At 59.1% G+C, this 11,680-nt stretch carries 8 protein-coding genes; 1 reads left to right on the top strand and 7 read right to left on the bottom strand.

Features of this window, described 5'->3' with window-relative positions; translation table 11 throughout:
* Positions 1 to 287: 287 nt before the first annotated feature.
* Both KBY77_RS15825 and KBY77_RS15820 read right to left on the bottom strand, forming a co-directional pair.
* Positions 288 to 944, bottom strand: a complete 657-nt coding sequence (locus KBY77_RS15825) for a sulfotransferase (RefSeq protein WP_255106582.1) — start codon at positions 942 to 944, stop codon at positions 288 to 290.
* Positions 945 to 946: 2 nt separating this feature from the next.
* Entirely contained in the window at positions 947 to 2,260 is a 1,314-nt protein-coding gene (locus KBY77_RS15820; RefSeq protein WP_255106581.1) for a glycosyltransferase family 4 protein, read from the bottom strand.
* Between KBY77_RS15820 and KBY77_RS15815 the strand changes: the two genes are divergently transcribed.
* Positions 2,240 to 3,490 carry a hypothetical protein gene (locus tag KBY77_RS15815; protein WP_255106579.1) on the top strand — a complete coding sequence of 417 codons (1,251 nt, stop codon included), beginning with the start codon at positions 2,240 to 2,242 and terminating at the stop codon, positions 3,488 to 3,490. The genes KBY77_RS15820 and KBY77_RS15815 overlap by 21 nt on opposite strands.
* Positions 3,491 to 3,607: 117 nt before the next feature.
* On the opposite strand, the gene KBY77_RS15810 is transcribed toward KBY77_RS15815, so the two are convergent.
* From KBY77_RS15810 to KBY77_RS15790, 5 genes are all read right to left on the bottom strand, one after another.
* Complete coding sequence (locus KBY77_RS15810; RefSeq protein ID WP_255106577.1) at positions 3,608 to 4,981, bottom strand: calcium-binding protein; 1,374 nt, start codon at positions 4,979 to 4,981, stop codon at positions 3,608 to 3,610.
* Between the two features lie 222 nt (positions 4,982 to 5,203).
* Positions 5,204 to 6,574 (bottom strand): calcium-binding protein, encoded by a 1,371-nt coding sequence (locus KBY77_RS15805; RefSeq protein ID WP_255106575.1) that lies wholly within the window; start codon positions 6,572 to 6,574, stop codon positions 5,204 to 5,206.
* A gap of 224 nt (positions 6,575 to 6,798) precedes the next feature.
* The gene (locus KBY77_RS15800; protein WP_255106573.1) at positions 6,799 to 7,977 is read right to left on the bottom strand and encodes an HlyD family secretion protein; all 1,179 of its coding nucleotides are present in this window, start codon (positions 7,975 to 7,977) and stop codon (positions 6,799 to 6,801) included.
* On the bottom strand, positions 7,977 to 10,916 hold the full coding sequence (locus tag KBY77_RS15795; protein WP_255106570.1) for a peptidase domain-containing ABC transporter: 2,940 nt from the start codon (positions 10,914 to 10,916) through the stop codon (positions 7,977 to 7,979). The genes KBY77_RS15800 and KBY77_RS15795 overlap by 1 nt, the downstream gene beginning before the upstream one ends.
* Positions 10,913 to 11,614 carry a peptidylprolyl isomerase gene (locus tag KBY77_RS15790; protein WP_255106568.1) on the bottom strand — a complete coding sequence of 234 codons (702 nt, stop codon included), beginning with the start codon at positions 11,612 to 11,614 and terminating at the stop codon, positions 10,913 to 10,915. The genes KBY77_RS15795 and KBY77_RS15790 overlap by 4 nt, the downstream gene beginning before the upstream one ends.
* Positions 11,615 to 11,680 lie beyond the last annotated feature (66 nt).

Here is an 11,680-nt window from a genome sequence, read left to right as displayed (position 1 = left end):
TATGGTGCTTCCGGTACATCTGCGGCTTTCAGCAGTTGTAGCAATCGTTGATTGCCCTGATCAAGGCCAGTTTATCGACTCTTGATTGCTGAAACAAGCTGCGCCGCAATGGATCAGCCTTTTTCAGGAGTCCCCACTTACACGAAGTGCTGGCCTTGCGCAGCTTTCCGAACAGACTTTGCCAGTGGAATCGATGCCGAAGGCTACGATCCTGATATTTTCTCACGTGCCGGCCACATGATCCAGAAGTCCTGGAGCATGGCAGGGCCGGGTTGAGCAGGTGAAGATCAGGGGTGGGCCTTCTTGGAGCTGACGATCTTTCCAATGGCCCGATCGTGCGGGATGGTGGGATCCTTGATCGGCACTCCGTGGCCGAGCAGAAACGAGCTCAGCAGGGAGGGGGGATCTGAGTGGATGTGGAAGGTGAGGAAGCGGTTGCAGTCTTTGAAATGAAGGCTGGTTTCATGGTGATGATGGTTCCATTCACGTTTCCAGTAATTGACCATCTGTTCCATGGTTATCGCTGGATTTCCGGTCATGATTCGTAGTTTCTGCAGATAGACCTGCGCGTAGGCCCCATTGGCGTGCTTCAGCCGTGATCGGATCCAGTCATTCTGATCTCTGGTGTTGAGAATGAATAGGGAGTTGCCATAGTGTTGATCCAAGAGCTTGTACTCTCGATGGGCGAACAGGAGTAGCCGGGGATGGCTGCCCTGTCCGATGACGGCCTCCATATCAGAGTAGGCTGTGTACTGATCAATTCCAGTGAGCAGAGGTTGGTTGAGGTGCTTGTTCTTATAAATCTGAACGGCTAGTCGATTGTGTCCCCAGTGGACAGATGAAATGGAGTTTCGTTCAAAGAATGAGTGGAGCGAAGTTGTTCCGCACTTGTTGAAGCCGATCAAGAAGATCTTGCCTTGGAAAAGCGGTGCAGATTCAGCCAAGGCTATAGGCCTCCGGCGTTGAGAGTACGGCTGGAGACCAGTTCCAGCAGGGCCCGCTGGCGCGGAAGACAGCGGGCCAAGCTGTATCTCTCCACAACAGTGCGTCGGGCCTCTCGCCCAAGTAACTGGCCCCGCTCGGGATGGGCGAGCAGTTCAGCCATGGCTGTGGCGAGATCATTGGGGCGGAAGAAATCGACGAGCAATCCGTTGACTCCATCCTGCACCACCTCCTGCACAGGTGCCGTGGCTGAGCCCACAACGGCGCAGCCCGCACTCATGGCTTCCAGCAGGCTCCAGCTGAGCACGAACGGGTAGGTGAGATAGACATGACAGCGACTGAGCTGGAGGAGATGCAGATAGCTGGCATAGGGCAAGTGACCAACAAAGTGAATCTTTGAGGCATCGTAATGCCCTTCAATCTCGGATAGAAATCTGTCTTTCCATTCTCCTGTGGGGCAGGCCGAGCCATAGCTTACTCCCTCTGTCCGGCCAACAATCACCACTCTTGCCTCCGGCATCAGTTGCTGCAGCTGTGGGATGGCGCGCAGGAATGTGTGGCAACCTCGGTAGGGCTCCAACGTCCGGTTCACGAAGGTCACTAGCGGAGTTCCGGGCTGCAGAGTGATTCCGCCCGGTAGTGTCAGAGGAGCTGGATCGGTCAGAGGAACGGCCTGCTCCGTGTCGATGCCGTCGTGGATGATGCTGATTCGAGCGCGCCAATGTTCTGGATAGCTGTTGTACTGAAACTGAGTAGGTGTGAGGCACCAGTCGCTGGCTTCCAGACTCATCAGCACATTTGCGCTTTTCATTCGAATCGTCGCGGCATACTCCCAGCTATGGTCCTGCTTGAACTCCGGATCAAAGTCGACATCAGAACCGCTGCTGTTGTAAAAGAACTCTTGATAGGTCAGCATCGGCACATTGGGCCAGATATCCTTGAGGAACAGACTTTCCCCCCAGCCCGGGTGTGCGCAGATCAGGTCGGGCATGAATCCGGCCTGCCTCAGTCGCAGGGCCTGCTCCGCGCAGGGCTGAGCCCGGATCACCTTGGTTTCGGTCTCACGGACCAGGCCATGAATGCCCTTGGTGTTGCCGCGTCGCAACTGGTAGGGGACGTAGCGCACCTCGGCAGGGATTCCTGTTGGTTTCTGGCGAAGACCGAGGCCAACAATCCTGTGGCCGCCCTCACGGCACAGGAGCTTGATCAGGTGGGTGTACTGACCGGGGAAGCCGTGATGGACGACGAGTAGATTCATACCGCTAGGACGATCCGCCAAGGGTAGCGGCTGCCAGAGATGAATCTGCTTTTTATTCATGCCAACTATCCGGCCCAGTTCCGAAATCTTGCCTTTGCAGCCGGACAGAGAAAGAAGGGTAATGTGTTCTTTCTGACCAAGGAAGACTATCCAAATAAGTGGTCAATGGATGGTGTTGAGGTGGTTACCTATAAGCTTCCACGCGCTGTTCGCCCTGATGCTCACCATTATCTCAAGCCTACGGAATTGGCCGTGCTCACAGGGCAGGCGGTCACACGGGCACTCCACGACATGATGCAAGGGGGGTTCAGGCCCGATGTGATCATCTATCACGCCGGCAATGGCCTTGGATTGTTCGTGAAGGATCTGTTCCCCAACGCCAAGTGTATTGGTTACTTCGAGTGGTACTTCACTCCATCCACCAGCCGTTATCTGGTACCGAAATTCAGTTTTGATTTACAGCTTGCCACCAATCTTCGAAATCTGCCAATTCTCAGTGAATTATCGAGCTGTGATGTTGCAGTCGTGCCAACGGAGTGGCAGAAGAGTCAATTTCCTATGGAGTTTCAAGACAAGCTCCAGGTGATCTTTGATGGCATTGATCTGACTTTTTTCTCACCTGATCTGAGCGTTCGGCAGCAGGTTCTTGAACTGCCGGGCTTTGAGTCTGGCTCCACGGCCATCCTTGACCCTCAGGATCTGATTCTCACCTATGCCACCCGAGGCATGGAGCCCTTGAGGGGTTTTCCCCAGTTCATGCGCATGCTGCCCAGGTTGCTCGGCTCGTTTCCCGAGCTGAAGGTGGTGATCGCTGGGCAGGATCGTGCTGCCTACAGTTATAAGTCTCCTGGGCATGGAGGATCCTGGAGAAAGACCATGCTGGCTGAGCTGGCCGGGCGGGGTGATGTGGATCTCACTCGCATTCACTTCAGCGGCCTTCTGAACTATCCGCAGTACCGTCGGTTGTTGCAGCGAAGTGACCTGCACTGTTCGTTCACCCGCCCCTACGTGATGAGTTGGAGTGTGGTGGAGGCTGCGGCATGTGCCGCACCGCTGGCCCTGGCCGAAGGCCCCGCCACAGCGATGATGCAATCCCGAAGCCGCTGCCAGATTGATCTTGATGGCGAACCTGAGCAGGAAGCCCACAAGCTGGAGGTGATTCTGGCAGAGCGGCTGGAGGAACGGAAACAGGAGGCACTTTCAGGCTGTCCAACCGGATGGGCCCCGATGCCGGACTCCCTGTCCATCCCCTCCAGCCTGAGGGCATGGCAACGCTTGTTGAGCAGCTGAGACGATCTGCCTTGGCCTGAACACATCTAGGCATTTGAGCCAAAAAAAAAGGCCCGCAGAGCGGGCCTTGATGGTGTAGCCGAATTGAGATTCAGCTACACCGAAGCAAAGATGGAATCAGACGAGGACGAGTTTGCCATCGTCAAGCTCGAAGACATAAGGAGCATCAACCTTCTCAGAGTCGAGGACCTGGACCAGGACATCAGCACTGTTGAGAGATCCACTGCCGTCAGAGATGAAGACGTAGGTGGAGTCAACGAGATCGTCGTACCATTGGAAAGCGGCACCGGAGTTGAGGGAGCCAGCAGCTTCAGTGATGAAGTTATTCAGTGACGTGGTGTTGAGGATGGCCAGGCTGCCGACACCGCCAACAACGGAGATGTTGTCGCCACCATCGAAGTATTCGATGGTGTCGCGTCCGGCACCACTGGCATTCACCTCGGTGTCGCCATAACGGTAGAAGAAGCTGATGTCGGCAAATTCATAGCCGATCAGCAGGTCGGCGCCGATGTTGCCTGAAACTGTGGCATTGCCATCACGGGTGAGGCCATAGCTAAGGTCAATGGTGTCTTGCCCTTGGCCGCCGAAGAAAGTGCTGCCATCAACATAGGTGTCATAGACGTAAATACTGTCGTTGCCGAGGTTGCCGTTGACAACGTTATCGTAGAAGTCGTAATTCTCTACGATGATGGTGTCGTCGCCTTGGCCGCCTTGGACGGTTGAATCAACGGTGTCAATGTCATAGAAGTAAATGCTGTCGTTGCCAGCATTGCCGTTGATGAATAGGGCATCATTGCCGTCATCGTATTGATACCAAGAGTTGATGGTATCAGCTCCGTCTCCACCCCTGACAGTGACGTCAGATGTATCGGTATAGTACAAATAGATGGAATCGTTGCCGAGATCACCGCTGAAGATGGAGTTGGAAACACCATCCTCATAGTAGGTCAAGATAGTGTCATCACCTTGGCCGCCGTTGACAGTGGTGTCAACGATGCCGGGGTCTACGTTGTCGGCAGAATCCAACCAAATAGAGTCATTGCCGAGGTTACCCCCAATCAGGTTACCGTTCTGGGCAAGTTCTGTATAAAGATAAATTGTATCGTCGCCCTGCCCGCCCTGGAAGGTGCTGTCCGAGATGGTTTCGGTGGAAGCAACGATTGAATCATTGCCGCTGTTCATGTTGGTGAAATTGCTCACCCAGTCGGTAACGAATCCGTAGAACCAGCCGATGTTGAGTGAGTCGGCGCCGTCACCACCTTTGACGGTGGAGTTCAGGACGCTGAACTGTTCGCCGTTTTGCTCATCAATGAAAATTGAGTCGTTGCCCTGGCCGCCGGTGATGGAGGCTCCATCCAGGTCAACGCTCGACTCAAGAGTGTCGTCTCCCTGGAAGCCCTCCATCAACAGAGAGGTGCCGCCAAGATTGGGGGTCTGGAAAGTCAGAAAGTCCGGGTTCGACGAACCGAGAACGGAAGCGGAGAAAGCCATTGATGGGATCAACAGGGGTGTGTCAGTTCGCCTAACACGTGCTCCTCTAGCTTAACTCTGAAGCCATGCGTGGCAAGCTGTGATGATCAGCCGAGCAGTCGACCATAGCCATAGTTCTTCTGATTGCGCTTCTTGTTAGTTCTAAGCAATAAAAAGGCCCGCAGAGCGGGCCTTGATGGTGTAGCCGAATTTAGATTCAGCTACACCGTAGCAAAGATGGAATCAGACGAGGACGAGTTTGCCATCGTCAAGCTCGAAGACATAAGGAGCATCAACCTTCTCCGTGTCGAGGACTTGGACCAGGACATCAGCACTGTTGAGAGATCCACTGCCGTCAGAGATGAAGACGTAGGTGGAGTCAACGAGATCGTCGTACCACTGGAAGGCGGCACCGGAGTTGAGGGAGCCAGCAGCTTCAGTGATGAAGTTATTCAGTGACGTGGTGTTGAGGATGGCCAGGCTGCCGACGCCGCCAACAACGGAGATGTTGTCGCCACCATCGAAGTATTCGATGGTGTCGCGGCCAGCACCACTGGCGTTCACCTCGGTGTCGCCATAACGGTAGAAGAAGCTGATGTCGGCATCTTCACCGCCGATCAGCAGGTCGGCGCCGATGTTGCCAGAAACGGTGGCTTTGCCATCGTCGGTGTAGGCATAGTAAAGGTCAATGGTGTCTTGGCCTTGGCCGCCGAAGAAGGTGCTGCCATCAACATAGGCGTCATAGACGTAAATACTGTCGTTGCCGAGGTTGCCGTTGACAACGTTATCTTCGAAGTCGTAATAACCTACAACGACGGTGTCGTCGCCTTGACCGCCTTGGACGGTTGAATCAACGGTGTCAATGTAATAGAAGTAAATGCTGTCATTGCCAGCATTGCCGTTGATGAAGAGGGCATCATTGCCGTCATCGTATTGATAGTAGGAGTTGATGGTATCAGCTCCGTCTCCACCCCTGACAGTGACGTCAGATGTATCTGTATAGTACAAGTGGATGGAATCGTTGCCGAGATCACCGCTGAAGATGGAGTTGGAAACATCCTCATAATAGGTGGTGATGGTGTCTTGGCCTTGGCCACCGTTGACTGTGGTGTCAACGATGCCGGGATCTACATTGTTATCAGTTACCAGAACAATAGAATCATTGCCGAGGTTGCCGCCAATCAGGTTGCCGTTTTGGGCAAGTTCTGTGAAGAGATAGATGGTATCATCGCCTTGCCCACCCTGGAAGGTGCTGTCCGAGATGGTTTCGGTGGAAGCAACGATTGAATCATTGCCGCTGTTCATGTTGGTGAAGTTGCTCACCCAGTCGGTAACGAATCCGTAGAACCAGCCGATGTTGAGTGAGTCGGCGCCGTCACCACCTTTGACGGTGGAGTTCAGGACGCTGAACTGTTCGCCGTTTTGCTCATCAATGAAAATTGAGTCGTTGCCCTGGCCGCCGGTGATGGAGGCTCCATCCAGGTCAACGCTCGACTCAAGAGTGTCGTCTCCCTGGAAGCCCTCCATCAACAGAGAGGTGCCGCCAAGATTGGGGGTCTGGAAAGTCAGAAAGTCCGGGTTCGACGAACCGAGAACGGAAGCGGAGAAAGCCATTGATGGGATCAACAGGGGTGTGTCAGTTCGCCTAACACGTGCAGCTCAAGGTTACGGCTGACGGACGGCGATGCAAGCTGAGGTGTTCAGCCTAGGAACCGAACACAGTCTGGCATGCCAAATCTTAGCTCAATCGTGTGTGTGAAGCTTCCCTGACAGGCTCACGCCAGGAAACTTGGGACACACTGAGAAACACTTTAGCACCTCTCTCCCTGGCAACTTGCTCATAGGGTGCGCAGGGCGTCGGCCTTCTCGCGGAAGGTTCCCAACATGAGCTGCAGGTAGCTCACCTTGCGCAGTTTGATGTTGGCGGTCAGCGACATGCCGACCTGCAGCGGTAGCTGCTGACCGGTCTTGAGGCGCAGCTGCTGGCTGCTGAGCTGGATGCTGGCCGGGAAGCGGTAGCCGGTGCCTGTCGGGTCCTCCGGCTCGGGGGGCAGGGCGTCGGAGCCGATCTGGCGCACGGTGCCTTCCAGGACGCCGAAGTCGCTGGCGGGGAAGGAGTCGATGCTGATGTCGGCCGGCTTGCCCACGCTCACGAAGCCGATCTCGCTGCTGCTGATCTTCACCCTAGCCTCCAGCTTGTCGAAGGGCACCACCTTCAGCACGGGCTCGCTGCCCTGGGCCACGAAGCCGGCGGCCTTGGATTTGAGCTCGAACACGATGCCGTTGACGGGGGAGCGGATCTCCTGATAACGCAGGTTCACGTTCAGTTCCGTGAGGTTGCTGCGCAGGTCGGACAGTTCGCTGCGCAACTGCTGAATCTCCTGGTTCAGGATCGCCTCCTGCCGCAGTCGCTCACCGGCGCTCTGCTCCAGCTGGCCCTGCACTTCCTGCGTGCGGTTGCGCTGCTGCAGCACCTGCAGTTCGGCGCTGGCCCCTTCCTGCTCCAGGGTTTCCAGCCGCTTGAGGATGTCCTGCTGCAGGCGGACCTGGGCCGCCAGCAGGCGTTGCTCGGTGCTGTTGAGCTGGTAGTAGCGCTCCAGTTCCTGATTCTTGAGACGGAGCTGCTCCTCTTTGAGCTGGATGGTCTGGCGCACGCTGCGCTGGCGGTCGGCGCTGGCTTCGGTGTCGAGCCGGATCAACACCTGCCCCTTGTCGACCTGTTCCCCCTCCTTGACCAGCACCTGCTGCACCACACCGCCCACGGGCACCTGCACTTCCTTGACCGTGCCCACCGGCTCGAGCTTGCCGGGGGCCACCACGATCTGTTCGGTCTGGGCCAGGGCCAGCCAGCCCAGGGCAAAGGCCGTGGTGCCGATCAGGCTCCAGGTGATCGCCCGCGCCCAGGTGAGCGAGGGCTGAAGCACTTCAGAATGGTGGCCTTCACCAAAGCTCTCTTCCAGGGAAGAGGGCTGGCGGCCAGGGGCATCGGAGGGTTTCTGGAGCAGGCGCGGTGCCATCAGCCCGCCTCCTGCTGACGATAAAGAGCGTAGTAGCGGCCTTTGAGCGCCATCAGCTGGTCATGGGTGCCGCTTTCGACGATGGCACCCTGGTGCATCATCACGATCACGTCGGCCTGGCGGACGGTGCTCAGGCGGTGGGTGATGAAGAAGACCGTGCAGTGCTGCAGCGACTCGCGCAGGTTGTCGCAGACGAGGCGCTCCGTCTCGTAGTCGAGGGCGCTGGTGGCTTCGTCCATCACCAGCAGACGGGGGTTGCTCAGCAGGGTGCGGGCGATGGCGAGCCGTTGGCGCTGGCCGCCACTGAGGGTGGATCCCCGCTCGCCCACGTTGGTGCTGTACCCCAGGGGCAGCTCCATGATGAAATCGTGAGCGGCGGCGATCCTGGCTGCCTTCACGATCGTCTCACTGCTGCAGTCGGGATCGGTGAGGGCGATGTTCTCCGACACGGTTCCGGAGAACAGCAGCGGATCCTGGGGCACGATGCCGATCTGGCGGCGCAGGGAGTAAAGCTCCACCTTGTCGATGTCGGTGCCATCGATCAGGATCTTTCCCTGGCTGGGTTTGTAGAGCCGGGGCAGCAGCTTCATCAGGGTGCTCTTGCCGCTGCCGCTCTGGCCCACGATGCCCACGAAGGTACCGGCCGGCACCTCCAGGCGCACGTTCTTGAGCACCTCAGGGGCGCTGACGCTGAAGCGGAAGCTCACGTCGTCGAAGCGCACGGCCCCTTCGATCGGCGGCAGGGGGATCTTGGCCTGGTCGGCGCTGTCGGATTCCTCCGGGGTGTCCACCACATCGGCCAGGCGCTCGAAGGAGACCTTCAACTCCTGGATGTTCTGCCAGATGGTGGAGAGCCGCAGCAGGGGCTGGGTGACATAGCCGCTGAGGATCCGGAAGGCGATCAGCTGGCCCAGGGTGAGTTCACCGCGAAGCACCAGCGTTGCCCCCACCCAGAGCACCAGCAGCTGGGAGATCTTCTGGAGCACCTGGCTGGTCTGGGTGAGCGCCGTGCCCGTGATCATTTTCTCGAAGGAGCGGCTGATATAGGTGCCGTAGCGCTCCTGCCACTTCCAGCGGCTGACCATCTCCACGTTCTGGGCCTTCACCGTCTGGATGCCCGTGAGCACCTCCACCAGATGGCTCTGGGTTGCAGCATTGGCCTCGGCCGCCTGGCGGAACTGCCGCCGGAACAGGGGCGCCCCCAGCAGGGTGATCGCCACCTGGATCGGCACCACAGCCAGGGCCACGATCGTGAGCACCCAGCTGTAGATCAGCATCACGGCGATGTAGATCACCGAGAAGGCGGCATCGAGCACCGTGGTGAGGGCCTGGCCGGTGAGGAAATTGCGGATCTTCTCCAGTTCGCCGATGCGGGTGCCCAGCTCGCCCACCGGCCGCCGGTCGAAGTACCCCAGAGGCAGGCGCAGCAGGTGATCGATCACCTCGGCGCCGAGGCGTGTGTCGATCCGGTTGGTGGTTTCGGTGAACAGGAAGGTGCGCAGGCTGGTGAGCACCCCTTCCACCAGGGTGAGCACCACCAGGCCGATGCCGAGCACCTGCAGGGTGTCGAGGCTGCGCTGGCGGATCACCTTGTCGATGATCACCTGGATCAGCAGGGGATTGGCCAGCGTGAACAGCTGCACCACGAAGGAGGCCACCAGCACCTGAATCAGCACACCGCGATGGCGCTTCAGGGCGGGCAGGAACCAGCTGAAATTGAATGTCTGCCCTGGTGTTGTGTCGCTGCGCTCGCAGAGGATCAGTTCGATCCCGTCTGGGAAGTGCTCCTCCAGTTGTTTCGGTGGGAGCGTCAGCCAGCCATCGCGCGGACTGGCCAGCCGAAGGCCGCCTGAATGGCTGGATACGGCCAGGGCCAGCCCCCCCTTCCAGGGGATCAGAGCTGGGGTGTGGAGCCGCGTTCCCATCGCAGCCGGCACCTTCGCGCCGGCTACGTGCAACCCCATGCTGGCGGCCAGCTGGCCGAACAGCTGCAGGTTGGGAGTCTGACCCCGGCGCAGGGCATCGCGCACCACCTTGTCGACCGAGTCGCGGCGGAACGGCATCCGTAACGTCTGGGCCAGCATCTGGAAGCAGGCCAGGGTTTCCTCGAGCACGCCCTGGGCTCGCACCAGCCGCAGGCTGCGGGAGGGATCCTCCTGCCCCAGGTCGAGGCTGGTGGCCAGGGTTCGCTGGGCCCGTACCGCGGCGGCCGCAGGAGGTTGGATCTCAGCCTCGCTGCTGGCTGCCGAGGCAACGCTGGCCGGTGCTTCGCACAGATCAGCCGGCAGGCTGATCAGCCGCAGGGGCAAGGGCGGCTGGGCCGAAGGCAGCGGTTGATCGGGGGCCATTGGGCTGCCGCTGGCCAGGCCTTCAGCGTTGCCGCTGGCCAGATACAGCGCATGGCCGGATTCCACCGGACCGGGCGTGCCCCCCGTGGCGGCCACGGTTCTGGCCTGCCGCAGGGCCTCGGGCAGCAACTCGAGCAGGTCTCCGGCCGGCCTGGGACTCCCCGCCAGAAGCCTCGCCAGCAGAGCGGCGATCTCGGCCGGAAACAGGGTCGTCTCCGCCCAGTGGCGGAAGGACGGTTCCGATCGCCAGAACTCCAGGATCTGGCGATCGGACAACGCCACGGCCGTCAGATCGGTACTGGCCGTGACGTATTCACAGGGGGCTGCACACAGCAACGAAGCCAGCCCCACGAAGGAGCCAGGACCCAGTTTGTGCAGCGTCACCAGGCGTCCGCCGCTCTTGCCCAGCAACCTGGCTTCTCCCTCGAGGATCAGGAGGACCCTCTGGGGAAGGACGCCGGAGTCGCACAGCGACTGGCCGATCCCGAAGTGTTCGGTGCTCCCCTGAGCCTCGGCGCTGCGCAAACCCGCGGGGCTGAGGCCTTCAAAGGCTGGATGGTCCAGGACAACCGCGCGTGCCGATGAGGTCATCCGGGCCCCGTACCGGTGTTGCCAGAAGTCATTTGATGGATCCTAGCCTGCACTTTCTCCTCAATCCCTTGCTCAAACAGTTCCTTCTCCATCCGCTCGGCCATGGCCGCATCAAAGCTTGCCGGAAAGAAGCGCTCAACCCGCACCACCAGCCACCAGTCCATCAGTTGGAAGGGCTCGATCAGTTCGCCCAGGGGCATGGTGCGCAGCCGCTCGGCCAGTGCCGGGTGCGACTGGGTGAGCGAGACGGGTCCGATCACCCCTTTGGTGCTTTGCTCAGGGCCTTCGCTGTAACGGGCGGCCAGCTCGGAAAAATCGGCCTCACCGCCGGCAATGCGCAGATACAGCTCTCGGGCCAGCGCACCATCCTTGAGACGCAGCAGGCTGTAGACGACGCGGTCGAGCTCATTCTTGCGTTTGAGGAAGCGCGCCTCCGCCTTGTGGGCAAACTGCTCGTGGCTGTGTTTGCGGATCCGGATCGGCAGTGAGAGCTGCCACTGAAAGTCGGCTGGGGTGAGGGCCAGACGGCGCAGATGGGCCTCCAGGTCCTGCTGGCTTTCGAGCTGATGCCGCTGCCGATACGCCGACAGGGCCGAGCCCAGTTCCTCGGCCGTGATCGCCTGGTCACCAACCGCTTTCGCCACTTCCTCCGCACGGATCAGGGGGATGAGCAGGTTATGGCGCCGGAGCTGGGCCATCAGCGCGGGGAAAGCCTGGCGCTGACTGACTGGGGAGTTTGCGGCGGAGCTCGCATCCTGACTGGG

The organism is Synechococcus sp. Cruz-7E5 (assembly GCF_024345995.1).
In the GTDB taxonomy this organism is placed as follows: domain Bacteria; phylum Cyanobacteriota; class Cyanobacteriia; order PCC-6307; family Cyanobiaceae; genus Regnicoccus_A.
Note: the sequence above shows the minus strand (reverse complement) of the source record. Positions and strands in the feature narration are given on the sequence as shown.

What these genes read in the sequence shown, in the direction of transcription:
- KBY77_RS15815 (WP_255106579.1), top strand. Translation starts at nt 2,240, where the DNA reads ATGAATCTGCTTTTTATTCATGCCAACTATCCGGCCCAGTTCCGAAAT.
- KBY77_RS15805 (WP_255106575.1), bottom strand. Translation starts at nt 6,574, where the DNA reads ATGGCTTTCTCCGCTTCCGTTCTCGGTTCGTCGAACCCGGACTTTCTG.
- KBY77_RS15810 (WP_255106577.1), bottom strand. Translation starts at nt 4,981, where the DNA reads ATGGCTTTCTCCGCTTCCGTTCTCGGTTCGTCGAACCCGGACTTTCTG.
- KBY77_RS15820 (WP_255106581.1), bottom strand. Translation starts at nt 2,260, where the DNA reads ATGAATAAAAAGCAGATTCATCTCTGGCAGCCGCTACCCTTGGCGGAT.
- KBY77_RS15800 (WP_255106573.1), bottom strand. Translation starts at nt 7,977, where the DNA reads ATGGCACCGCGCCTGCTCCAGAAACCCTCCGATGCCCCTGGCCGCCAG.
- KBY77_RS15790 (WP_255106568.1), bottom strand. Translation starts at nt 11,614, where the DNA reads ATGGCCCAGCTCCGGCGCCATAACCTGCTCATCCCCCTGATCCGTGCG.
- KBY77_RS15795 (WP_255106570.1), bottom strand. Translation starts at nt 10,916, where the DNA reads ATGACCTCATCGGCACGCGCGGTTGTCCTGGACCATCCAGCCTTTGAA.